The sequence below is a fragment of the Buttiauxella sp. AC038 genome (assembly GCF_979253565.1).
The window spans coordinates 2,783,693-2,808,003 of the sequence record NZ_CEEDCQ010000001.1; the positions used below are offsets into that span (position 1 = coordinate 2,783,693).

Sequence of the window (24,311 nt, forward strand, 5' to 3'; positions counted from 1 at the left end):
CTGGAGCGCATCATGCTGACACTGTTAGAAGACAAAATCGTTACGCCTCTTGGGCCATTATGGATAATTTGCGACGAGCTTTATCACTTACGCGCGGTTGAGTGGGAAGAACATAGCAATAGAATGGTGCAACTGCTCGGTCTTCATTATGGTGTCAGCGGCTATCAGCGCGTGGCGTGCAAAAATCCAAATGGACTGAGCGATAAACTGCGCGACTATTTCGACGGCGATTTGGCAGTAATAGAAACGCTGCCAACCGCAACTGCGGGAACCGAATTTCAGCGTGAAGTCTGGCAAACATTACGCACCATTCCTTGCGGGCAAATCATGCATTACGGGCAGTTAGCAGACCAACTTGGCAGACCGGGAGCGGCGCGCGCAGTGGGGGCTGCAAATGGTTCAAACCCGGTAAGCGTGGTGGTGCCATGCCATCGCGTGATTGGCCGTAATGGCACGATGACGGGCTATGCGGGAGGCGTCAGTAGGAAAGAGTGGTTGCTGCGGCATGAAGGATATTTGTTGTTGTAGCACCCTAAGTGCGGAAGAATGTTCTTTATTCACACAATAATAATGTGGATTAATATACAGTTCTATTAATTTCAATAGGATAGCTCTATAACCACAAGGTTATTAGCTGATATATTCTGAATGCGCTTTCATCATACTTACGTGCTCAAGAAAAAGATGTTAAAATTGACCAATATCAATAACGGCCCGAGCATATCTATGATCCCTGAAAAGCGAATTATTCGACGCATTCAGTCTGGCGGTTGTGCTATCCATTGCCAGGATTGCAGCATCAGCCAATTATGCATCCCCTTCACGCTCAATGAACATGAGCTTGATCAGCTTGATAATATCATCGAGCGTAAGAAGCCTATTCAGAAGGGACAGACCCTGTTTAAGGCTGGTGATGAGCTGAAGTCGCTGTACGCAATTCGTTCAGGGACCATCAAGAGCTACACCATTACTGAACAAGGTGATGAGCAAATTACCGGCTTCCATTTAGCAGGCGATCTTGTGGGCTTTGACGCTATTGGCACGGGTATGCACCCAAGCTTTGCGCAAGCACTTGAAACCTCAATGGTTTGCGAAATCCCATTCGAAACCCTTGATGATTTGTCGGGTAAAATGCCAAATCTGCGCCAGCAGATGATGCGTTTGATGAGCGGCGAAATTAAGGGCGACCAGGATATGATCCTGTTGCTTTCCAAAAAGAATGCAGAAGAGCGTCTGGCCGCATTTATCTACAATCTTTCACGTCGCTTTGCCCAGCGCGGCTTCTCCCCTCGGGAATTCCGTCTGACCATGACTCGTGGTGACATCGGTAACTATCTTGGGCTGACGGTGGAAACCATTAGTCGCCTGTTAGGCCGTTTCCAGAAAAGTGGCATGCTGGCCGTGAAAGGAAAGTACATTACTATCGAAAATATCGATCTTCTTGCACAACTCGCTGGTCAATCGCGTAACGTCGCCTAGTATCTGCTTTCCTATGTGGGATCATTAAATTTTCCTGATTTATTGATCCCACAGAGACTTATCACCTGTTTCATTCATCACATATGGGTTAATCTTAATTTACAGACTGTGGTTAAGCAGTTGTAAGGAGACCTGTATGGCAAAGTATCAAAACATGCTAGTCGCTATAGATCCTAATCAGGACGATCAACCCGCCCTGCGGCGTGCTGTTTATTTGCATCAACGGATTGGTGGCAGGATCAAAGCATTTCTGCCTATCTATGATTTTTCCTACGAAATGACCACCCTTCTGTCACCAGATGAACGCACAGCTATGCGCAAAGGCGTTATTAGCCAACGTGCAGCCTGGATAAAAGAACAAGCCCAGTACTACATCGATTCGGGTATACCGATTGAGATTAAAGTGGTTTGGCATAATCGTCCCTTCGAGGCAATTATTCAGGAAGTGATCAGCGGTGGTCATGACCTGGTGCTCAAAATGACGCATCAGCACGATAAACTGGAAGCGGTAATTTTCACACCAACCGACTGGCATCTGCTGCGTAAGTGCCCAAGCCCGGTATGGATGGTTAATGAAAAACAGTGGCCTGAAGGCGGCCGAGCGGTCGTTGCGGTCAACCTTGCAAGTGAAGAGCAATACCACAACGCGCTCAATGAAAAGCTGGTTAAAGAGACCATTCGCTTAGCCGAGGATGTTAACCACACTGAAGTTCACCTCGTAGGTGCCTACCCAATTACTCCAATTAACATTGCCATTGAACTCCCTGATTTTGATCCAAGCGTTTATAACGATGCTATTCGCGGCCAGCATTTAGTTGCGATGAAAGCGTTACGCCAAAAATTTGGAATCGATGAGAAAATGACTCACGTCGAGAAAGGATTACCTGAAGAGGTTATTCCTGATCTCGCGGAACATTTGCAAGCGGGTATCGTGGTGCTCGGCACTGTAGGTCGCACCGGCCTTTCTGCTGCATTCCTTGGCAATACTGCCGAACAAGTTATCGACCATTTGCGTTGCGATTTGCTGGTCATCAAACCTGATGATTACCAAACACCGGTAGAAATGGATGACGAAGAAGACGATTAGTACGTCGTTTGAATAATAAAAAATCCGTCCATTGCGACGGATTTTTTATTGGTGCTATTTCGGAAAAAAATTTCGGAAAAGAAAAACCGCCCCGAAAGGCGGTTTTTGCAAACTACCGATAAAACTAGAGCGCTTTAAGAATCGCTTCAACGCTGGCTTTGGCATCGCCAAACAGCATTTGAGTGTTCTCTTTAAAGAACAGCGGGTTCTGCACACCTGCGTAACCTGTGTTCATCGAACGCTTGAACACGATTACGTTTTGCGCCTTCCACACTTCCAGCACTGGCATACCAGCGATTGGGCTGCGCGGATCTTCAAGTGCTGCCGGGTTAACGGTGTCATTCGCGCCGATAACCAGGACTGTGTCGGTATCGGTGAAATCATCGTTGATTTCATCCATTTCCAGAACCACATCGTACGGAACACGCGCTTCCGCCAACAGAACGTTCATGTGGCCTGGCAAACGCCCGGCAACCGGGTGAATACCAAAGCGAACTTTGATGCCACGTGCGCGCAGCTTCTCAGTAATCTCTGCCACCGGATATTGCGCCTGCGCAACAGCCATGCCGTACCCTGGAGTGATGATCACAGACGTTGAGTTTTTCAGCATGTCCGCTGTGTCTTCAGCTGTGATTTCACGATGCTCACCGACTTCGTCATCTTCACCAGTAGAAGAACCGTCAGTACCAAAACCACCGGCAATTACGCTGATGAAGGAACGGTTCATTGCCTTACACATGATGTAAGACAGAATCGCACCGGACGAACCAACCAATGCACCGGTAACAATCAGCAAGTCATTGCTGAGCATAAAGCCCGCGGCCGCTGCTGCCCAACCGGAATAGGAGTTCAGCATTGAGACGACAACTGGCATATCTGCGCCACCAATTGACGCAACCAGGTGCCAGCCAACAATCAGTGCGATGATAGTCATCACCAGCAACGCTAATACTTGCAAGCCAACGCTTTCAGTACGCACGAAGATGATTAGCATAGCGAAGGAAACAACCAGCGCCGCGAGGTTCAGTTTATGACGATGTGGCAACATTAACGGTTTAGAGGAAATCTTGCCGCGCAGTTTACCAAACGCCACGATGGAACCCGTGAAGGTCACCGCACCAATAAAGATACCGAGGAAGACTTCCGTTAGGTGGATGTTTTCCATAATCGGCTCAAGGCCAGGAGCATGGTCCAGATAGCTGTTAAAGCCAACCAGAACCGCAGCAAGACCTACGAAGCTGTGCAAAATTGCAACCAACTCCGGCATCTCGGTCATTTCGACTTTCTTAGCAAGATGGATACCGATGGCACCACCAATCACCATGGCAACGATAATCCAGACCACATTGCCAGTCTCTGGCCCGAAGATGGTCGCAACCAATGCGATACCCATACCGGCCATTCCGAACAAGTTGCCTTGCTTAGATGTTTCGTGTTTTGACAGCCCCGCCAGGCTGAAAATAAACAGAATAGCGGCAACAATGTATGCTGCTGTAACTAATCCACCAGACATGTGTTACCCCTTAGTTCTTCCGGAACATTTTCAGCATGCGCTGAGTGACGGTGAAACCACCAAAAATATTGATACTGGCAATCAGTACGGCAACAAAGCTCAGGAAGCTAACCCAACCGCCATGACCAATTTGCAGCAATGCACCCACCACGATAATCCCTGAAATGGCGTTAGTGACCGACATCAGCGGGGTATGAAGTGCATGAGAAACATTCCAGACGACGTAGTAACCGACGACACACGACAGCGCAAACACTGTGAAGTGGCCGAGGAACTCTTTAGGCGCAACGTCTGCAAGCCAGCCAAACAGAATGATCGCCAACGCCATAAACGCATATTTGCGCCATGGTGAAGCCGGTTTTTTATCTTCGACAGGAACAGCTGCTTTCTTCGCCGCAGCTTGAGGCTGCGCAGAAACCTGAATTGGCGGTGCCGGCCAGGTGACTTCACCATCACGAATAACCGTCACACCACGAATAACAACATCTTCAAAATCAATCACGGTATTGCCATCTTTCTCTTTGCAGAGCAGTTTCAGCAAATTAACCAGGTTGGTACCGTAAAGTTGGGAGGATTGCGTTGGTAGGCGTCCTGGCAAATCGGTGTAACCAATAACTTTCACGCCGTTTGGCGTTACAGTCACCTGATCTGCAACCGTATATTCACAGTTACCGCCGTTCTGCGCTGCAAGATCGACAATCACGCTGCCTGCTTGCATGGAATCAACCATTTCACGGGTGATAAGTTTTGGAGCTGGTTTGCCTGGGATCAACGCCGTAGTAACAATGATATCGACTTCTTTGGCCTGGGCTGCAAACAACTCCATTTCCGCTTTAATGAAGGCCTCAGACATCACTTTGGCATAGCCATCGCCACTGCCTGCTTCTTCTTTAAAGTCCAGTTCAAGGAACTCAGCGCCCATACTTTGCACTTGTTCTTTCACTTCTGGACGGGTGTCAAAGGCGCGCACAATAGCGCCCAGGCTGTTGGCTGCACCAATCGCCGCAAGGCCCGCAACACCAGCACCGATGACCATCACTTTAGCCGGTGGCACTTTGCCCGCAGCGGTAATCTGCCCGGTAAAGAAGCGGCCAAATTCATGAGCGGCTTCAACAATTGCGCGATAACCCGCAATGTTAGCCATTGAACTTAGGGCATCGAGCGACTGCGCACGTGAAATACGTGGCACGGAGTCCATCGCCATTACGGTGACATTTTTAGCGGCAAGCTTTTCAAGCAACTCAGGATTCTGAGCAGGCCAGATGAAGCTCACCAGCGTGGAGCCTTCACGCAATAGCTCAATTTCGCTATCTTGCGGTGCATTCACTTTCAGAACGATGTCAGATTGCCAGACGTCAGCGGTATCTGAAATGGTCGCGCCAACTTGTACAAATGCTTCGTCATCAAAGCTCGCCAGTTTACCCGCTCCGCTTTCGACAGTGACGGTGAAGCCCAGTTTCAGCAATTGCTCCACTGTTTTTGGCGTGGCTGCCACGCGGGATTCGCCCGCCCACCGCTCTTTTGGTACCCCAATACGCATAGTATTCCCTTCCATCTGATTTTTTGTTGATGGTTTGTCAGACATTGCCTTGGCAATCGTCAGTTCCGTTACCAGTTCAATTAAAAATGCATCTGTAACAAACTATTTATAACCTACTGAAAATAACGCCTGTGATCTAGATCAGGATCTCAGTATTTGTATCATTATCGTAAAAATTTAGCTCCAGGGCCTTAAGACAGCTCTTTTCGACTAATTTTCATCTACAACACCTGATAATACGCTTCATCAGTGCGGCAATTCACGATTCTGCGCCGCTGCAAATTGCACATTTAACATTACATTAACCAATTAAGTTGTAAGCTTTACCACTTTTACTGGTCAAAGCACTCTTTTATGAAGCTATAAATTTTCGTTATGAAAAATAGCTGGAATCAATAACTGCAGAGTGCAAAATGCCGCAGGTAGTTAGAGGTTGCAACCTTCAACCTTAAGCCTGCCAACTTACACAATTTTTTCCACTTTTCATGCCCCATTCGTCATAGAACACCGAATTCTAAGACCTTTTTCTGAAGCCCTGGTACGTGATAAAAACCATGAAACACACATTCTGCGAGCAATTAACACACACCATAAAGTTGCATGGATGACGAGAGAACATTACGATGAACTGATTAAAACACGCGCAATCTACAGACGTCTCAAACAGCCGCCTTTGAGCAAATCCACTTTCAAATAAATTAGCCAATAAAAGCATGACCCTACAGTATCAATATCCAGAGCATCTCCGTCATACACTTAAAACTCTTCCATCAAGTCCTGGTGTATATATTTTCTACGGTTCGGATCAAAGCTTTCCTCTCTACATCGGGAAAAGCATCAACATTCGTAGTCGTGTTCAGTCGCATTTCAGAACGCAATCTGAAGCGAAATTACTGCACATGACCACTCGTATTGAATTTCACCAAACCATTGGTGAAATTGGCGCCCTGTTACTTGAGTCCCAGCTCATAAAGAATCACAGCCCACTCTTCAACAAAAGGTTACGGGTGACGAGAAAGCTTTGTTCTCTTCGTATTACTGATCAAACAACACAATTTGTATTCAGCAGCGAAACCGACTTCACAAATGTTAAGGGCTTATTTGGGCTGTTTAAAACCAGGCATGCAGCTATAGACCAGTTAAGAGAGTTGGCAGACAAGGAACAACTTTGTTGTGGGGTATTAGGCCTTGAAAAGTTGACTGCTGGCAGGCCGTGCTTCCGTTTCTCGTTGAACAAATGTGCGGGTGCGTGTTGCGGGAAAGAGACTATTGAGCGTCACCAGGAACGGCTTAGAAGTTCTCTTGAATCGATAAGAGTCCGGAGTTGGCCATACCCTGGACGCATTGCGTTAAAAGAGAAATCAGGAGATCAAACTGAGTACCATATATTGAATAACTGGTTGTATTTGGGAACGGTAAACTCTCTGGAGTCAGGTAAAGCAATGATTACTCCTCCCTCACATTTTGACCGGGACAGTTACAAGATTCTTTGTCGATATGTTTTCCAGAGCGACGCCGTAAAAATCGTTGAGCTAGACTAACTCGCAAATTCTTCTGCTCTTTGCTTCACGTCTTTCTTGAGATAACCACCGTACTAACCAAACGCGTCATAAACACCCTTACAGGGCGCTTTCAGCTGGTGCAAATCCTGCTTTTATTGCCTGACAGTTGGGACATGAGAATGCGCAAATGGTATATACGGTCTACTCTGCATGAATTTCCGGATTGGACTCGGATCAAGTCAGCCTTTTGAACCGAAAAACAGCTAAAGTACATGACAGTTATTACACTATTAATATTCATTAATATCAATTAGTTAACCTGTCATCACAAGCTAAATCGATCAGTTGTAGATTAGCCACTATTTCAATGCAATAATCTGCGGCTAACAGGTAACCCTCAGAGAATGCGGTATTTGTATTCATTTTGCGCAAGGCGAAGGACTATTTTTATGAAGCTCAAGAACACCCTTCTGGCATCAGCACTGATTTCCTTAACGGCGCTGTCTGCTCAGGCAGCAACAGAACTGACACCGGATCAAGCTGCGGCTCTTAAACCATTTGATCGCATTACTATCACCGGTCGTTTTAATGCGATTAGTGACGCTGTCGATGCTGTTTCCCGTCGTGCAGATAAGATCGGCGCTGCATCTTTCTATGTTCAGAGCACTAACGATGCCAGCAACAGCGGTAACTGGCGCGTAGTCGCTGATGTGTATCATGCTGATGCCCCTAAAGCCGAAAATACGTCCAATCGCGTTATTAATGGTGTGACGGAGTTACCGAAAGACCAGGCATATGCGCTTGAGCCATTCGATACTGTGACAGTCCAGGGCTTCTACCGCAGCCAACCAGAAGTTAACGATGTGATTACCCGTGCAGCTAAAGAAAAAGGTGCGGACTCCTTCTTTATCGTGCGCCAGGTTGATGCAAACTCAGGTGGTAACCAGCGTATTACAGCTTTCATCTATAAAAAAGATGCGAAAAAACGTGTTCTGCAAAGCGCTGACGCGATTCCTGCTGATTCAGAAGCAGGTAAAGCAGCGCTGGCAGCCGGTGGCGCCGCAGCCGCCAAAGTTGAGATTCCAGGTGTAGCAAGCTCCAGCATGCCAAGCTCTGATGTTGGCCGCTTCTTTGAAACACAAACAAGCAAAGGTGGTCGTTACACTGTAACGCTGCCAGACGGCACTAAAATTCAGGAATTGAATAAAGTGACTGCCGCTCAAATGGTTCCATTTGATAGCGTGAAATTCACTGGCCACTATGGCAGCGGTACTGAAATTTCTTACCAGGTTGCAAAACGTGCGGCCAAGAAAGGTGCGAAGTTCTACCACATCACTCGTCAATGGGATGAACGTGGCGGTAACATGACAATTAGCGCTGATTTGTATAAATAAGCGCAGCTTTTGTAGCAAAAAGGGTGGCTATGCCGCCCTTTTTTTATTTCCCTGGCATTTTATGGCTCATGTCATTGCAAGCAGCGTCTACACTCCGTAAAATTCCGCGCCTTAGTGTTACCCACCATTTTTATGCATAAAAACATGATAATTATTCTGGGTCTTATTTGAATATCACGGGACTGCTATGGAAAAGAAACTTGGCCTCGCCGCATTAACTGCATTGGTATTGAGTTCGATGCTCGGTGCTGGTGTATTTAGCCTGCCGCAAAACATGGCGAGTGTGGCCAGTCCCTCAGCATTACTGATTGGCTGGGCCATTACGGGTGCAGGTATTTTGTTGCTGGCGCTGGCAATGTTGGTGCTAACCCGCCTGCGGCCAGATCTGGACGGCGGAATTTTTACTTATGCACGCGAAGGTTTTGGCGAACTGATCGGATTCTTCTCCGCGTGGGGCTACTGGCTTTGTGCAGTGATCGCCAATGTCTCCTACCTGGTTATTGTTTTCTCCGCACTGAGTTTCTTCACCGATACGCCGGAACTACGCCTGTTTGGTGATGGGAATACCTGGCAGTCGATTATTGGGGCATCGGTGCTACTGTGGATGGTTCACTTCCTGGTACTTCGCGGCGTGCAAACTGCGGCCAGTATCAATCTGGTTGCCACACTTGCGAAGTTATTGCCTTTAGGTCTGTTTATCGTTCTCGCCGCTTTGGCCTTTAAACTTCGTACCTTCACCCTTGATTTTAGCGGGATTGCGCTGGGTGTTCCCGTTTGGGAACAGGTCAAGAACACCATGTTGATTACCCTTTGGGTATTTATTGGTGTTGAGGGGGCGGTGGTTGTTTCTGCTCGTGCGCGTAATAAAAATGATGTCGGGCGAGCAACACTTCTTGCTGTGACTGCGGCATTAGGCGTGTATCTGCTCGTCACATTGCTTTCGTTGGGGGTCATTGCCCGTCCGGAACTCGCCGGAATGCGCAATCCTTCGATGGCCGGATTAATGGTCGAAATGATGGGCCCTTGGGGTGAAGTCATTATCGCTGCTGGACTCATTGTTTCAGTATGTGGTGCCTATCTGAGCTGGACTATCATGGCCGCAGAAGTGCCATATCTTGCAGCCACACATAAGGCCTTCCCGAAAATTTTTGCTCGTCAGAACAAGAATAATGCACCGTCTGCTTCGCTGTGGCTTACCAATATTAGTGTCCAGATTTGCCTGGTTTTGATTTGGTTGACGGGCTCAGATTACAATACGCTGCTGACAATCGCTTCAGAGATGATTCTGGTTCCCTACTTCCTGGTCGGTGCCTTTTTGCTAAAAGTGTCGACACGCCCTCTGCATAAAGCAATTGGCTTTGGGGCATGCATTTATGGCTTATGGCTGTTGTATGCATCAGGCCCCATGCATTTACTGCTTTCGGTGGTATTGTATGCGCCGGGATTATTAGTCTTTATGTATACGCGCAGCACGCATACGCATGACATCAAACTTAACTTCAAGGAAAGATCTGTCATTTTCCTGATGCTGGTGGCTGCGTTTCCTGCAACATGGGTACTGGTGAAGTAAATCACCAGATAACAACAGTAAGGAGTCGTCGATGGAGATAACATCATCCGCCAGCCCTATTTTGATTACTGGTGCCGGTAAACGAATTGGCCTGGCACTGGCGCGACACTTCCTGGCTCAAAAGCAACCCGTCATTATCAGCTACCGTACGCGTTATCCGGCGGTAGATGAGCTAGAACAGGCAGGGGCAACTTGCCTGTTCGCAGATTTCTCAACTAATCAGGGTATTGAGCAATTTGCCCTGAACGTCACACAGCGTTGCGACGGCCTGCGAGCCATTCTGCACAATGCCAGTGCCTGGCTTCCAGAGTCCTCTCACTCGTCACACGCGCAGACGCTGGCTGAAATGCTACAAATTCACGTTAACACCCCCTATCTTCTCAATCATCTTCTTGAGCCACTATTGCGTGGAGGTGGGCATTCCAGTGCCGATATCATTCATTTCACAGATTACGTTGTAGAACGTGGAAGCGATAAGCACATTGCCTATGCCGCCAGTAAAGCTGCGCTTGATAATATGACTCGCTCATTTGCCCGCAAACTGGCACCTGAAGTCAAAGTGAATGCCATTGCGCCTGCAATGATCATGTTCAATGAGCATGACGATATCGAGTACCGAAAAGCTGCATTGAATAAATCTTTGATGAAAATAGCGCCTGGTGAACAAGAAATAGTTGGATTAGTAAATTATCTGTTGAACAGCAGTTACGTCACAGGCCGCACCCACTGTGTTGATGGCGGCCGCCCGCTTCGATAATTTTGTTTACCCTCGATTTATGGCATTAAAACCTTTTGCAGTGTATGTTTTCTTTTTGATCCAATGTATCGGGCTATGAACAAAATCGTATACGTAGAAGACGATCCTGAAGTAGGAGCGTTAATTGCCGCTTATCTCGGCAAACATGACATTGACGTTATTGTTGAAAGCCGCGGTGATTGCGCTGAGGCAACAATCCAGCAGCAGCGCCCTGACCTTGTGTTGCTGGATGTCATGCTCCCCGGCAAAGATGGTATGACATTGTGCCGTGACCTGCGTCCTCAATGGGATGGCCCGATTGTGTTACTGACTTCTCTGGACAGCGATATGAACCACATATTGTCGCTGGAGATGGGCGCTAACGACTATATCCTCAAAACCACGCCTCCAGCCGTTCTTCTTGCACGCTTACGCTTGCACCTACGCCAACGTGTTTCTGCACAACATACCGTTGAAAGTAGCCCTACAGCGCTTAAACCACACAAAGCTATGCGCTTTGGCGCATTGTGTATTGACCCGGTCAATCGTCAAGTTACGCTTGGTTCAGAGAACATCACGCTTTCTACTGCTGATTTCGATCTGCTTTGGGAACTGGCGACTCACGCAGGGCAAATTATGGATCGCGATGCGTTGCTTAAAAACTTGCGTGGGGTGACTTACGACGGTCTGGATCGTAGCGTTGATGTCGCTATTTCACGCCTTAGAAAAAAACTCTACGACAGTGCTACTGAACCGTTTCGTATCAAAACAGTGCGTAATAAAGGTTATTTATTCGCCCCCCACGCCTGGGAGAGTGAAGTTTAGGTGTTCTGTATTTTACTTGTTTAACGCTAGAAATAACCGTTCATTTAATGAGCGGTTATTTTGATTCAACGACTTCCTTTCGAAATCCTTCCTCATATATTTCACTACCCACCAGACTAGTTTTAATTCTGTAAACTTATGTATAGAAATACACCTAACTTATATGATAGATTTCTGTCTGTGATTTGCTTCAAAAAAAATCAGATGAATATTTCACAAAAAAACTATTTTCATTATTACTTTGTGTTCTTTTTGTTACTTATCTGAATTAACAAAAATAAGATTTAAACTTTATTCGCGGGAAAGCAACCGTGAATAATGTAGAAAAATAGCTAATTTCACCTTTCTGTTAACACCAGATAACTCGCTTTGACAACACAGTTATCTGTTTAAAAAACCATTACAAGCGTAATTGCTTCAGGTAATTTTGTGATAAAAGTGTGGCTACAAAACAATCTTTTACACCGTTTAAATAACAGCCAAATCAAGTTATTAAACAATCGCTATGCCCATGCCATTATTGCCAGCACAATGGCTATCGTTCCCTTATCGATTGTCCGTGGTTTAGTCATCACCGCATCGGTACTCTGTGAAACAGCAGGTTTTGACCAGGCAGCTCAGTGGTTTATACAGTTGCAAATTGGTTTTTTAGCGCTCGCTCCGCTGGTTATGAATATCTATGTGGCTGTTCATTGGGCCGTCAGAAACCGCCTGTCACAAATATACTGCATTGCGTTAAGTATCAGCACATTGATGATCTTCCGGCGAATACTGGATGATAATGCACAATTTTACCTGGATATCAGTATTCCTATGGCTTTGGCTTCCGGAATAATTGGTAATGTATTACAAGAAATAGTCAGTAAAAATCTGTTAAAACTTCGCCAGTGGCGTGATAACAATAACGTTACGATTGTTTCATTTTTTGTTACATTGATGATGGTTGCTCTATTCAGCAGCATTATAAAATTTGCTGCTGAAACTGGCTTGCATCATGCAATGAGTTTTTTCAGCCAACTGTCACTTTATTTTTACCCTACTAACTTTCTAAATGGCATTTTATACGTCCTATTGCGCAGTGTTCCATGGTTCTTTGGTCTACACGGCTATTATCTATTTATGGACATTGATGTTGCCTTTACTGCTGCTGCAAAATTAAATATTAATGATTGGTATTCAGGACGTGGTGCACTCAACATTCTCAGCCCAGTCTTCTACGACATGTGGTGTAATTCCGGTGGTACAGGAAATACGCTGAGTTTAGTGATCTGTATTTTAATGCAGAAAAACAGCCCACACCGCCGTCTGTTGACCATCGCTGGGCCGATGTCATTGTTTAACATCAACGAACCACTCATTTTTGGTTTTCCGATTGTTCTCAATCCGGTAATGATTATTCCGTTCGTCCTGACCCCGTTAGTCTCTTACATCGTGGCGTATGGCGCGACTTACTATAGTTTCATTCCAAGAATTACCGCTATCGTGAGCTGGTCAACTCCAGGGCCTATCAAGGTGTGGTTAGCCAGCGGAGAATCAAGTGCCGCCGTACTGCTATATATTGCTCTTGTCGTCCTGGGTGTGGCTATTTATTACCCATTTGTCAAAAGTACATTAAAACAAAAAAGCGCTGTAAATAATGACATGGACTTACTGACCGGTGAGATGAAAGTCATTCAGCCAACTGATTTTGAGATGGTGCCAAATTATAGTCATATTGTTGAAGAAAACAGCTACATTGAAGCTCAGCGACAAATTGAAAAGCTACAATCCAGTGGTCAGTTCATTCTCTATTTCCAACCCCAAGTACGCTTATCTGATAACAAGGTTGTCGCCCTTGAAGTGCTGATCCGCCATCAGTGCGACAGTGGCAAGATTACTCCCCCTATCTTCCTGAAATATTATGAGCGTGCAGGTCTGATGCCAGAGATAGACTTCTGGGTGATGGAAAACGCACTGGATTACCTACGCGAAAATATGTCTGAGACAGAGAGCATGACTCTGTCAGTCAATATTTCGCCACAAACCTTGGTCGACTATCGACTTCTGCATATTGTGAACAAAGTGCTGGCCAAACCACTACCTGCTGGCTGGAGTCTGGAGTTTGAGATAACGGAGTCACAGAAGATTCAAGAGCCTGTACGTCTGGCAGAGGTGATGGAAAAGTTGCGCAGTCTAGGTATCAAAATCGCACTCGATGATTTTGGTTCAGGGTACTCGACTCTGCACTATTTGACCCGCTACCCACTAGACAAGATAAAGCTCGATAGATCGATGGTTCTCGGTCTGGCCAAGCCGGATGGCTTTAGCTTCCTGCAGCAGGTAGTTAAATTATGTATGGTGGTTCAGTGCGAAATACTTATCGAAGGTGTTGAAACTGAGCAAGAATTAGAGCTAGTAAAAATGGCCGGCATTGAGTTGTGCCAGGGATTCTTGTTCCACCGCCCTTTACCGGGAAAAATCGTGTGTCAACTTCTGGCGGAACAACACAAGATGGAAATGCAGCCGGGCCATTCTCTACCTGAGGTTGAAGCAATCGCTTAAGCCACCATTCTCATTAAACACCACACTAACACACACCAGATATTGTCAGCAGGGGCAAACCCTGCTTTCATAGCCTCCCAGATGGGGTATGAAAATTCTAGAATGACATCGCTCATATCCCCATAGCGCTCCTGTAAAGCAGGGGCCAGTCTTCAGATACGCAATAACCCGGTGATTTTCATTGAAAAAGTTATTTATACAATTCTATCTTTTACTGTTTGTCTGCTTTTTGGTGATGACCATGCTGGTTGGCCTGGTATACAAATTCACCGCCGAACGTGCAGGTCGCCAGTCGCTAGATGATTTGATGAAAAGCTCACTGTATTTAATGCGTAGCGAGTTGCGAGAAATTCCTCCTCGCGACTGGAACCGCACCATTAAAGATCTCGACCTTAATTTATCCTTTAAGCTGCACATTGAGCCAATGGATAAATTCAAGCTTGATGAGATGACCATGCATCACCTGCGCGCAGGCGAAATTGTCGCTCTCGACGATGAATATACATTTATCCAGCGCATCCCTCGCAGCCACTATGTACTGGCCGTAGGGCCAATACCGTATCTCTTTTTCTTACACCAAATGCGCTTACTGGACGTCGCACTGATGGCATTTATTGCCATCTCCCTCGCCTTCCCCGTATTTATCTGGATGCGACCGCACTGGAAGGACATGCTCAAACTAGAAACGGCGGCGCAAAGATTGGGGCAAGGACATCTGGATGAGCGAATTCATTTCGACAGTGCTTCAAGTTTTGAGCGCCTGGGCGTCGCATTTAACCACATGGCCGATAGCATTAATGCGCAAATTGCCAGTAAGAAGCTCCTGATTGACGGAATTGCTCATGAACTGCGTACACCATTAGTCCGTTTACGTTATCGCCTCGAGATGAGTGATAATCTTACCGAAGCAGAGTCACTGGCGCTAAACCGCGACATTGGACAATTGGAAGCGTTAATTGAAGAATTGCTAACCTACGCACGTCTGGATCGCCCGCAAACGGAGTTACAACTGGCAAGTGTCAACGTTCCTCGCTGGCTTGATGAGCACATTGCGGACGTCAGAATTATTCATCCGCATCTCGATATCTTGTTGGATACCCCACCCAGCGGCAATTTTGGCCTGATTGACCTGCGTCTGATGGAACGAGTGACAGATAACCTGGTCAACAACGCACTGCGTTACAGTAACGAGAAATTACGCATTAGCCTGTGGCTTGATGGACAAACCGCGATTTTGCAGGTGGAAGACGATGGCCCAGGTATACCCGCAGAAGAACGCGAAAGAGTATTTGAACCGTTTGTTCGTCTCGACCCAAGCCGCGACCGTGCTACCGGTGGATGTGGCCTTGGGCTGGCAATTGTGCATTCTGTCGCAACCGCTATGGAAGGCTCTGTAGTAGTTGATAGCGGTGCCTTGGGCGGTGCGCGTTTTCGCTTTAGCTGGCCAATTAAAACTGAATCCGCAATGACACTGGCATCCATCAAGCCAAGCCGCTAAAAATCACATTATCTCCTGCCTGACTATTGCAACACAGATGGTCAGGCTCATCTCCTTGTGTTATAAACAAACATCAGTATGTTGTAACTAATTTGGTGGCGAAATGACAAAATATGATTTGATTGAACGCCTTAACAGTACATTTCGCGAGCTCGAGCGAGATCTACGTCAGTTCAGTGAACAACTCGACAGCTACAGGTTGTTAGTTGGCCGTGTCTTTCAACTGCCTACGGTTGATAAAGGGAATGAACACGATGCGGTAAGCAAAATCGAGGTGACACAACGACTAGGTAGAGAAGCACATCAGGCCACCCTCGCCCATTTCACTCATTTGTTTATCCAGCAGCAGTCCGAGAAAACCAGCAGTAAAGCCGCTGTGCGCCTGCCTGGTGCGGTTTGCTATCAGGTTGACGACACATCCCGCCTTCAGACTCAAACCCTGGTTCTTCGCATTAATCAGCGTAAACAGGAGCTTGAAAACATTATCAGCGTGGAGTCGGGACTGCCCAGCGTGCAGCGGTTTGAGTGGGTTCACCGCCAGCTTCCTGGGCTTATAACCCTTAATGCTTACCGCTCTATTACACTGTTGGAAAACCCTACTACGTTGAATTTTGGTTGGGCAAATAAACAAATCATCAAGAATTACTCACGCAGGGAAGTTATTGAAATACTGGAAAAGAGCCTCAAAGCGAATCGCGCTGTACCGCCCTATACCCGTGAGCAATGGGCGGAGCAAATTACCCGCGAGCTGAACTCCATTACCAGCCTTTCAGATAACGTACGCCTGAAGATTAAACGCCCGGTAAAAGTACAGCCCGTTGCCCGCGCCTGGTACCAGGCGCGTAAAAAACAGGTACAACATGCCTGCCCGTCACCTTTGGTGGTGCTGTGTAATCGTGATAATGGCGAAATACCACCGGATATGGGGGAGTTACTGAATTATGATGCGGAGAATATTCGTCATCGCTATAAGCCGGATGCGCAACCGCTACGGTTGGTAATCCCGCGCCTGCATTTGTACTGCGAGGAGTAAATGCAGGCGCGTGGGGCTTACTGTTTCATGCTGCCAACCATCTCTTCTGGCCGCACCCAGGCATCAAACTCGTCTTCACTCAGATAGCCAAGTTTCAGCGCTGAAGCTTTCAAAGTTAGCCCTTCTTTATGGGCTTTCTTGGCAATCTCTGCTGCTTTGTCATATCCAATATGTGGATTGAGTGCCGTCACCAACATCAGTGATTCGTTCAGTAATTGCGTAATGCGATCACGATTCGGCTCAATACCCACCGCGCAATGTTGATTAAAACTCTCCATGCCATCAGCCAGTAAACGCACCGATTGCAAGAAATTATGAATCACCATCGGGCGATAAACATTGAGCTCAAAGTTGCCTGACGCCCCACCCATATTCACCGCCACATCATTGCCCATCACCTGGCAGCAGAGCATCGTCACCGCTTCACACTGGGTAGGATTCACCTTACCGGGCATGATTGAGCTGCCCGGTTCGTTCTCAGGAATAGCGATTTCACCAATGCCGCAGCGTGGGCCTGAAGATAGCCAGCGCACATCGTTGGCAATTTTCATAAGTGATGCCGCCAGCCCTTTTAGCGCACCATGCGAATGAACCAGCGCATCACAGGTCGCCAGTGCTTCGAATTTGTTCGGCGCGGTGATAAACGGTTGCCCGGTAATTTCTGCCAGTTCTTTGGCGACACGTACTGCGTATTCCGGGTGGGTATTAAGCCCTGTCCCCACCGCCGTGCCGCCTAATGCGAGTTCGGCAACGTGCGGCAGACTGTTTTCAACATGCCTGAGATTATGCTCAAGCATCGCTACCCAACCGGAAATTTCCTGGCCCAGGGTAAGCGGGGTTGCATCTTGTAAATGAGTACGGCCAATTTTAACGATGTCACGGAAAGCTTCCGCTTTACCCTGCAACGTCTCTCTTAATACGTTTAGCTGCGGGATAAGTTGTTCGCGCACCGCAATGACAGCGGCAACATGCATCGCCGTTGGGAAAACGTCATTCGAACTTTGGCTCTTGTTCACATCGTCGTTAGGGTGAACTTTTCGCTCCATGCCGCGCACGCCGCCGAGAATTTCGCTCGCCCGGTTTGCCAACACTTCGTTCATATTCATATTGCTCTGTGTACCCGAGCCCGTTTGCCAGATAGCCAGTGGGAATTCATCCGGGTGTTTTCCCGCCAGAACTTCGTCGGCCGCCTTAATAATGGCGTTACCCTGATCCTCCACCAGCAATCCGAGATCCATATTTACCTTCGCGGCAGCTCGCTTGGTTAATGCCAATGCGTGGATCAGCGCCGTGGGCATTTTTTCGGTGGAAATACGGAAGTGCTCAAGTGAGCGCTGAGTTTGCGCGCCCCACAGTTTATCTGCCGGGACGTCAATTGGGCCCATTGAGTCTTTTTCACTGCGACTGGCTACCATTTCATTCTCCTTAGACTGTTCGCATCCCCCAAAATAATTCGAGGTGCGTCAAGGCGGCAAAGGAGCTTATCCCGATGAGCTTACATAAGTAAGTGATTCGGGTAAGCGAGAGCAGCCAACACAGACGTAACTCGAAGAATGAAGGGGGATAAAAAAACCGCCCTTGTGGGCGGCTTGAGTTATCTATTTCACACATCGCGTACATTGCGAGGCGTGTATTTTCTGGAAGAAGTCATTGCCCTTATCATCCACCAGAATAAAGGCCGGGAAGTCTTCAACTTCAATCTTCCAGATGGCTTCCATACCCAATTCCGCATATTCGACGCAATCAAGGCTCTTGATGCTCTGCTGCGCCAGAACTGCCGCCGGGCCGCCGATACTACCAAGATAGAAACCACCATGTTTATGGCAGGCATCCGTCACTTGCTGGCTACGGTTGCCTTTTGCCAACATCACCATACTGCCGCCGTTGGCTTGCAATAAGTCGACATAGGAATCCATACGCCCGGCTGTTGTTGGCCCAAGTGAACCTGATGCATAACCGTCTGGCGTTTTAGCTGGCCCCGCGTAATACACCGGGTGATCCTTGATGTATTGCGGCAAACCTTCGCCGTTGTCGATACGTTCTTTGAGTTTAGCGTGGGCGATGTCACGCGCCACAATTATCGTGCCGCTTAAAGAAAGGCGAGTTGAAACAGGATACTGCGCCAGTTGTTTTAGGATCTCACTCATCGGGCGGTTCAGATCGACTTTTACTGCCTCCCCTTCACCCGCCTGACGGAGTTCCTGCGGGATAAACTTACCTGGGTTGTGTTCGAGTTTTTCGATCCAAATACCATCGCGGTTGATCTTTGCTTTGATGTTGCGATCGGCTGAACAAGAAACACCCATGCCAATCGGGCATGACGCACCGTGGCGCGGCAAGCGCACAACACGGATATCGTGGGCAAAATACTTACCACCAAACTGCGCGCCAAGGCCAAGGTTCTGAGCTTCTTTTAATAACTCGTCTTCAAGTGCTACGTCGCGGAATGCCTGGCCATGTTCGTTACCTTCGGTTGGCAGACCATCATAGTATTTGGTTGAGGCGAGTTTTACGGTTTTAAGCGTCGCTTCAGCCGATGTACCGCCGATTACAAACGCCACATGATATGGAGGACACGCGGCAGTCCCGAGGCTACGCATTTTATCGACGAGGTAATCTTTAAGGCGGCCAGGACTCAGCAACGCCTTCGTTTCCTGATAGAGATAGGTTTTGTTTGCTGAACCGCCGCCTTTGGCGATACAGAGGAATTTGTATTCAGCGCCATCAACACTGTAAAGGTCGATTTGCGCAGGCAGGTTTGTGCCGGTATTCACCTCTTTGTACATATCCAGCGCCGCGTTTTGCGAGTAGCGCAGGTTATCTTCAATAAAGGTGTTATAGACGCCACGGGACAGCGCTTCTTCATCGCCACCGCCGGTCCAGACGCGTTGGCCTTTTTTACCCATGATAATTGCCGTACCGGTATCCTGGCAGGTTGGCAAAATACCTTTTGCAGCGATTTCGGAGTTACGCAGGAATTGCAGCGCGACATACTTATCATTTTCGCTGGCTTCAGGGTCATTGAGGATATCGGCTACTTGTTGCTGGTGGGCCGGGCGTAACATAAACGAGGCATCGTGGAAGGCGTGTTTGGCGAGCAACGTGAGGGCTTTAGGATCAACTTTCAGGACTTCCTGCCCTTTGAACTCTGACACGGAAACATAATCGCTGCTGAGCAGGTAGTATTCTGTTTCGTCTTTTTTTAACGGGAACGGCTCTTGATAATGAAAGGCTTTGTTAGGCATTGTTCTCTCACTTACAACATCAAATACCCTTCATACTTCAAGCTGCAGGCGCGTTGGCTGCACTCAGTCGCCCGAATCACTTACTTCAGTAAGCTCATCGGGACTCCGTCAATTGCCGCCTTCCTGCACCTCGAATTATTTTGGGTATACGTTAGTTTTTATCTTTTCTGCGCAAAATGACACGCTGCGTTAGTAACACAAGTCAAAATATCCTACACAAATTTTTAACAAAAACTGAGACTAGTACGACTTTTTACTCGCCTGGTTACTTCATCTCAGATAATTGGTTTAATAGTCGGAACTTTATATACCTTACAACAGGGCTTGATAATGCAAAAACTCATTAACTCAGTGCAAAACTATGCCTGGGGAAGTAAAACTGCGTTAACGGAACTTTACGGCGTGGAAAACCCAGCAAACCTGCCTATGGCAGAATTATGGATGGGGGCTCACCCGAAAAGCAGCTCAAAAATTCTTGATAACGGCAAAGCTCGTTCACTGCGTGACGTGGTTGATGCCGACAAATCCGCACTGTTAGGCAAGGCCGTTGCAGAGCGTTTTGGTGAGTTACCGTTCCTCTTCAAAGTGCTGTGCGCCGATCAACCTCTTTCTATTCAGGTCCATCCTAATAAAAAAGCGTCTGAACTGGGTTTTGCCAAAGAGAACGCAGCAGGCATTCCATTAGATGCCGCCGAGCGTAACTACAAAGATCCTAACCACAAACCAGAACTGGTGTTCGCATTAACGCCGTTCCTGGCAATGAACGCTTTCCGTGAGTTTAGCGATATCGTCTCTTTGCTCCAGCCGGTTTCCGGGGCTCACCCGGCGATTGCTCATTTCTTACAAGAGCCAAATGCGGAACGTTTGTCACAACTTTTCGCAAGCCTGCTGAATATGAAAGGCGATGAGAAATCCCTGGCACTCGGCGTGTTGAAGGCAGCCTTGAATAATCAGCAAGGCGAGCCGTGGGAAACCATTCGCGTAATTTCTGAGTTTTACCCGGACGACAGTGGCTTATTCTCACCACTGCTGTTGAACGTGGTGAAATTACAGCCGGGCGAAGCGATGTTCCTGTTTGCAGAAACCCCACACGCTTACCTGAAAGGTGTGGCTCTTGAGGTGATGGCAAACTCGGATAACGTCCTACGCGCAGGGCTCACGCCAAAATACATCGACATTCCTGAGCTGGTCGCAAACGTTAAGTTTGAGCCAAAACCTGCCGCTGAATTACTGACTCAGCCAGAGAAAAATGGCAGCGAACTGGACTTCCCTATTCCAGTTGATGACTTCGCCTTCTCATTGCACGATCTCGGCTCTCAGCAAGTGCAGCTTGCCCAACCAAGTGCGGCCATTGTGTTCTGCACTGAAGGTGAAGCAATTTTAAGCAAAGACCAGCAGCAATTGACGCTCAAACCTGGTGAGTCTGCGTTTATTTCTGCGCAAGAATCACCGGTATCTCTCAGCGGTGTAGGTCGTGTGGCTCGTGTATTCTCTAAAATCTGAGTTTAAAGCAACTTACTGATCTTTTTGGGTAGGATTGCTAAGCTGTGTAGAATCAGTTTCTTCAATGCCCGCGGGCATTTCAATCATCTGCCGGAGGACTACCGGCAGATGCACTTAATATGGACTACGACAGAATGAAAAAATCACTGGTTGCAGTAGGTGTTATTGTTGCTTTGGGTGTGGTGTGGACTGGCACAGCCTGGTACACCGGTAAACAGCTCGAAGGCCGTATGGCGGAGATGATCAGCAACGCTAATACCGCATTGAACAAAGCCTCGCCCGAAGCTGGCTTGACGCTGGGCTACCAGGATTATCATCGTGGTCTGTTCAGCAGCACCATGCAGTTAGTCATCAAGCCAACCGCAGGAATGACAAGCGCGCTCCTCAAGCCTGACCAAACTATCGTATTTAACGAAACCATAGATCATGGCCCGTTCCCGTTCGCGCAACTGAAAAAATTCAATCTGTTGCCTTCCATGGCGTCAGTTCATACCACATTGATGAACAACCCAACCACCAAACCATTGTTTGATATTGCTAAAGGCCAGTCCTTTATTGATGCCCAAACGCGTATTGGCTATAGCGGTGACACCTCTTCTGATATCAACTTGCTGCCACTGAATTATGAAAATGGCGAACAAAAAGTTGCCTTTAGCGGTGGTGAGTTCAAGGCTGATGTGGATGCCCAGGGTGATAAAATTGCCGTGAGTGGTGAAGCACAAAGCGGCCTGGTCAATACCGTCAACGAATACGGCCAGCACGTACAGATGACCTTTAACGGTATCAAAACCGAAGGCAATAGTGCGCGTAGCGAATTTCTCGAGCGAATTGGTAGCCAGAAAGCCTCGATCGATAAGTTATCCATTTCCATCGAAGGCAAAGAAATGGCCGTTGTGGAAGGTTTTAACATCAACGCCAAATCTGAGCTTCAGGAAGATAAAAAGCATCTTACCGGCCAAATCGATTACGCGATTAATTCTTTGAAGATACAGAACAAAGATATTGGTAGCGGTAAGCTAACGCTCAAAATAGGCAATCTTGACGGAGCTGCGGTGCGCGAATTTAGCCAGAAATATAACGCTGAGTCGCAAAAATTACTGGCAGATCCTGCTTTCGCGCAGAATCCTGAAGCTTATCAGCAGCAAATTGTTGAGCTGTTTGCCGCCAACCTGCCGCTATTGTTGAAAGGTGATCCGGTGATTACCGTTGCGCCATTAAGCTGGAAAAATGCTAAAGGCGAAAGCAGCTTCAATCTCTCTTTGTTCCTGAAAGACCCGGCGCAATCAAAGGCTGAACCAACAACTCCGGAAGAACAACTGAACCGTGTGGTTAAATCTCTCGACAGTAAACTGGTTATTCCAGTCGATATGGCGACTGAGTTGATGACGCAAGTTGCACAGTTTGAAGGCTACCAGCCTGCCGAAGCAGCTAAACTTGCCGAGCAGCAAATCAAAGGTCTGGCCGCAATGGGCCAAATGTTCCGCGTGACCACTATGGAAGGCAACAATGTGGTTTCCAGCCTGCAGTACTCTAACGGTCAGGTGACACTGAACGGCCAGAAAATGGCACTGGGCGATCTGTTAGGAATGTTTGGCATGCCGACTATGAGTGAACCAGAAGCTGCCCCAGCACCAGAACTTGCAGCACCTGCCGCACCAGAAGCGCCAGCTGTTCCTCAGCAATAATTGTGAGCAATGCCTGGCTAAAGCCTCCCTTTAGGGAGGCTTTTTTAATTTTTTCTCACCACCAATCGTGCTGGCATAATCTGACTGAGCGCACTGGTATCGCCTTTCTGTGTACGTTGCAGGATACGCTGCCCAGCCATACGGCCTATCTCACGAGCAGGTGTAGAAACCCAGGTTAATGGCAAGTCATCCAGTTCATCGTCCATCACTTCAGCGAAAGCTGCCAATGCCACATGGCGGTCATAGTAACTATCGATACTTCCCTCGCCACTTTGTCTTCCAGCGCGCAGTAAACCAAACCATGCCCCCATCGCTACAGTGCTGTTGTGGCAGAGCACAGCAGTAATTGTCGGGTTGTGCTGAAGAAGTGTGGTGATCGCGTCCGCCGCTTTTTTCTGACTCGGTTCGCATTCGATTATCCACTCACTGTGGAATGGCAAGCCGTATTGCAGAAGCGTGGAACAATAACCACCCACGCGTTCGGCGCGAGTCAAAGAGGCACCATCACCACCGAGCCAGGCAATCCGTTGATGCCCACGCTTGATCAAGTGTTCGGTGACAAGCTGAGCGGCCTGCATATTGTCAGGCCTGATAATATCGGCTTCATCGAGGTAGCTGGCGCGAGAGGCAAATACCAGGGGTAAATTTTTCTGTTGCGCAATGGTACGCATATCCGCCCCCTGTCCCGCTGCTCCGGCGACAATAATGCCATCCACTCCTTGTGCAATTAACATGTCAAAGCAACGCTGCATATGCTGTCCCTGCGCGCCACTTTGGGTCAGGAAGAGTAGCTTGCCCTGCTTTTCTAGTTCATCCGTTAAACCTGCGGTGAGCTCGGCATAAAAAGGATTGCATAGATCACGCACGATCAACCCAATAACCCCACTTTGGCCACCACGTAATGAAACAGCCTGGCGATTACGCACGAATCCTAATTTTTCTATGGCTTCATTCACGCGCAATCCGGTCGCTGGTGAAATGCGCCCTTTGCCACTGAGAACCAGAGAAACTGTCGTAACAGAAACTCCAGCGGCTTCAGCGACTTCGTTAATTGTTATTTTCTTTTCCTGAGTCGTCATTAGGCCGACGGACCCTCCATAAAACAAAATTTAGTGATAAAACGTTTAACCTAACATGAGGTATTAAGCACTCTAGTGAGC

The 24,311-nt window shown here is 47.7% G+C and carries 18 protein-coding genes; 13 read left to right on the forward strand and 5 right to left on the reverse strand.

What is annotated here, in order from left to right; all coding sequences use genetic code 11:
* The first annotated feature begins 12 nt into the window (after positions 1–12).
* The 3 genes from ogt (at position 13) to uspE (ending at position 2,566) form a co-directional block, all read left to right on the forward strand.
* Entirely contained in the window at positions 13–528 is a 516-nt protein-coding gene (gene ogt / locus AC0IXI_RS13185; protein ID WP_471682575.1) for a methylated-DNA--[protein]-cysteine S-methyltransferase, read from the forward strand.
* Between the two features lie 198 nt (positions 529–726).
* A complete protein-coding gene (fnr, locus tag AC0IXI_RS13190; protein WP_134183258.1) occupies positions 727–1,479 on the forward strand; it encodes a fumarate/nitrate reduction transcriptional regulator Fnr in 753 nt (250 codons plus the stop codon).
* A gap of 136 nt (positions 1,480–1,615) precedes the next feature.
* Positions 1,616–2,566 carry a universal stress protein UspE gene (gene uspE / locus AC0IXI_RS13195; protein ID WP_413498379.1) on the forward strand — a complete coding sequence of 317 codons (951 nt, stop codon included), beginning with the start codon at positions 1,616–1,618 and terminating at the stop codon, positions 2,564–2,566.
* 124 nt (positions 2,567–2,690) lie between these two features.
* Here uspE and pntB read toward each other — a convergent pair whose 3' ends face one another.
* Both pntB and pntA read right to left on the reverse strand, forming a co-directional pair.
* Positions 2,691–4,079 (reverse strand): Re/Si-specific NAD(P)(+) transhydrogenase subunit beta, encoded by a 1,389-nt coding sequence (gene pntB / locus AC0IXI_RS13200; protein ID WP_064518602.1) that lies wholly within the window; start codon positions 4,077–4,079, stop codon positions 2,691–2,693.
* A 10-nt stretch (positions 4,080–4,089) separates the two neighbouring features.
* The gene (gene pntA, locus AC0IXI_RS13205; protein WP_064518601.1) at positions 4,090–5,619 is read right to left on the reverse strand and encodes a Re/Si-specific NAD(P)(+) transhydrogenase subunit alpha; all 1,530 of its coding nucleotides are present in this window, start codon (positions 5,617–5,619) and stop codon (positions 4,090–4,092) included.
* A gap of 713 nt (positions 5,620–6,332) precedes the next feature.
* Between pntA and cho the strand changes: the two genes are divergently transcribed.
* From cho to tus, 8 genes are all read left to right on the forward strand, one after another.
* Positions 6,333–7,160: an excinuclease Cho gene (gene cho, locus AC0IXI_RS13210; RefSeq protein ID WP_471682576.1), complete on the forward strand. Its 828-nt coding sequence runs from the start codon at positions 6,333–6,335 to the stop codon at positions 7,158–7,160.
* Positions 7,161–7,570: 410 nt separating this feature from the next.
* Positions 7,571–8,515 carry a DUF1471 family protein YdgH gene (gene ydgH, locus AC0IXI_RS13215; RefSeq protein WP_064518599.1) on the forward strand — a complete coding sequence of 315 codons (945 nt, stop codon included), beginning with the start codon at positions 7,571–7,573 and terminating at the stop codon, positions 8,513–8,515.
* Between the two features lie 187 nt (positions 8,516–8,702).
* Positions 8,703–10,085, forward strand: a complete 1,383-nt coding sequence (locus AC0IXI_RS13220; protein ID WP_064518598.1) for an amino acid permease — start codon at positions 8,703–8,705, stop codon at positions 10,083–10,085.
* Between the two features lie 31 nt (positions 10,086–10,116).
* The gene (gene folM / locus AC0IXI_RS13225) at positions 10,117–10,842 is read left to right on the forward strand and encodes a dihydromonapterin reductase (protein WP_064518597.1); all 726 of its coding nucleotides are present in this window, start codon (positions 10,117–10,119) and stop codon (positions 10,840–10,842) included.
* A 75-nt stretch (positions 10,843–10,917) separates the two neighbouring features.
* Positions 10,918–11,646 carry a two-component system response regulator RstA gene (gene rstA / locus AC0IXI_RS13230; RefSeq protein WP_064518596.1) on the forward strand — a complete coding sequence of 243 codons (729 nt, stop codon included), beginning with the start codon at positions 10,918–10,920 and terminating at the stop codon, positions 11,644–11,646.
* A 429-nt stretch (positions 11,647–12,075) separates the two neighbouring features.
* Entirely contained in the window at positions 12,076–14,187 is a 2,112-nt protein-coding gene (locus AC0IXI_RS13235; protein ID WP_134182907.1) for an EAL domain-containing protein, read from the forward strand.
* Between the two features lie 181 nt (positions 14,188–14,368).
* On the forward strand, positions 14,369–15,685 hold the full coding sequence (rstB, locus tag AC0IXI_RS13240; RefSeq protein ID WP_064518594.1) for a two-component system sensor histidine kinase RstB: 1,317 nt from the start codon (positions 14,369–14,371) through the stop codon (positions 15,683–15,685).
* Positions 15,686–15,788: 103 nt separating this feature from the next.
* Entirely contained in the window at positions 15,789–16,718 is a 930-nt protein-coding gene (tus, locus tag AC0IXI_RS13245) for a DNA replication terminus site-binding protein (protein WP_471682577.1), read from the forward strand.
* 17 nt (positions 16,719–16,735) lie between these two features.
* Here tus and fumC read toward each other — a convergent pair whose 3' ends face one another.
* Positions 16,736–18,133 (reverse strand): class II fumarate hydratase, encoded by a 1,398-nt coding sequence (gene fumC / locus AC0IXI_RS13250; protein WP_471682578.1) that lies wholly within the window; start codon positions 18,131–18,133, stop codon positions 16,736–16,738.
* Between the two features lie 183 nt (positions 18,134–18,316).
* A complete protein-coding gene (fumA, locus tag AC0IXI_RS13255; RefSeq protein WP_471682579.1) occupies positions 18,317–19,963 on the reverse strand; it encodes a class I fumarate hydratase FumA in 1,647 nt (548 codons plus the stop codon).
* Between the two features lie 330 nt (positions 19,964–20,293).
* Between fumA and manA the strand changes: the two genes are divergently transcribed.
* Both manA and AC0IXI_RS13265 read left to right on the forward strand, forming a co-directional pair.
* Positions 20,294–21,466 (forward strand): mannose-6-phosphate isomerase, encoded by a 1,173-nt coding sequence (manA, locus tag AC0IXI_RS13260; RefSeq protein WP_134182913.1) that lies wholly within the window; start codon positions 20,294–20,296, stop codon positions 21,464–21,466.
* A 134-nt stretch (positions 21,467–21,600) separates the two neighbouring features.
* Complete coding sequence (locus AC0IXI_RS13265; protein ID WP_413498385.1) at positions 21,601–23,151, forward strand: YdgA family protein; 1,551 nt, start codon at positions 21,601–21,603, stop codon at positions 23,149–23,151.
* Positions 23,152–23,195: 44 nt separating this feature from the next.
* On the opposite strand, the gene AC0IXI_RS13270 is transcribed toward AC0IXI_RS13265, so the two are convergent.
* On the reverse strand, positions 23,196–24,230 hold the full coding sequence (locus tag AC0IXI_RS13270; protein WP_471682580.1) for a Mal regulon transcriptional regulator MalI: 1,035 nt from the start codon (positions 24,228–24,230) through the stop codon (positions 23,196–23,198).
* Between the last annotated feature and the right edge of the window lie 81 nt (positions 24,231–24,311).

Coding starts and splice junctions, on each gene's coding strand:
- ogt (WP_471682575.1), top strand. CDS start 13: ATGCTGACACTGTTAGAAGACAAAATCGTTACGCCTCTTGGGCCATTA.
- fnr (WP_134183258.1), top strand. CDS start 727: ATGATCCCTGAAAAGCGAATTATTCGACGCATTCAGTCTGGCGGTTGT.
- uspE (WP_413498379.1), top strand. CDS start 1,616: ATGGCAAAGTATCAAAACATGCTAGTCGCTATAGATCCTAATCAGGAC.
- pntB (WP_064518602.1), bottom strand. CDS start 4,079: ATGTCTGGTGGATTAGTTACAGCAGCATACATTGTTGCCGCTATTCTG.
- pntA (WP_064518601.1), bottom strand. CDS start 5,619: ATGCGTATTGGGGTACCAAAAGAGCGGTGGGCGGGCGAATCCCGCGTG.
- cho (WP_471682576.1), top strand. CDS start 6,333: ATGACCCTACAGTATCAATATCCAGAGCATCTCCGTCATACACTTAAA.
- ydgH (WP_064518599.1), top strand. CDS start 7,571: ATGAAGCTCAAGAACACCCTTCTGGCATCAGCACTGATTTCCTTAACG.
- AC0IXI_RS13220 (WP_064518598.1), top strand. CDS start 8,703: ATGGAAAAGAAACTTGGCCTCGCCGCATTAACTGCATTGGTATTGAGT.
- folM (WP_064518597.1), top strand. CDS start 10,117: ATGGAGATAACATCATCCGCCAGCCCTATTTTGATTACTGGTGCCGGT.
- rstA (WP_064518596.1), top strand. CDS start 10,918: ATGAACAAAATCGTATACGTAGAAGACGATCCTGAAGTAGGAGCGTTA.
- tus (WP_471682577.1), top strand. CDS start 15,789: ATGACAAAATATGATTTGATTGAACGCCTTAACAGTACATTTCGCGAG.
- fumC (WP_471682578.1), bottom strand. CDS start 18,133: ATGGTAGCCAGTCGCAGTGAAAAAGACTCAATGGGCCCAATTGACGTC.
- fumA (WP_471682579.1), bottom strand. CDS start 19,963: ATGCCTAACAAAGCCTTTCATTATCAAGAGCCGTTCCCGTTAAAAAAA.
- manA (WP_134182913.1), top strand. CDS start 20,294: ATGCAAAAACTCATTAACTCAGTGCAAAACTATGCCTGGGGAAGTAAA.
- AC0IXI_RS13265 (WP_413498385.1), top strand. CDS start 21,601: ATGAAAAAATCACTGGTTGCAGTAGGTGTTATTGTTGCTTTGGGTGTG.
- AC0IXI_RS13270 (WP_471682580.1), bottom strand. CDS start 24,230: ATGACGACTCAGGAAAAGAAAATAACAATTAACGAAGTCGCTGAAGCC.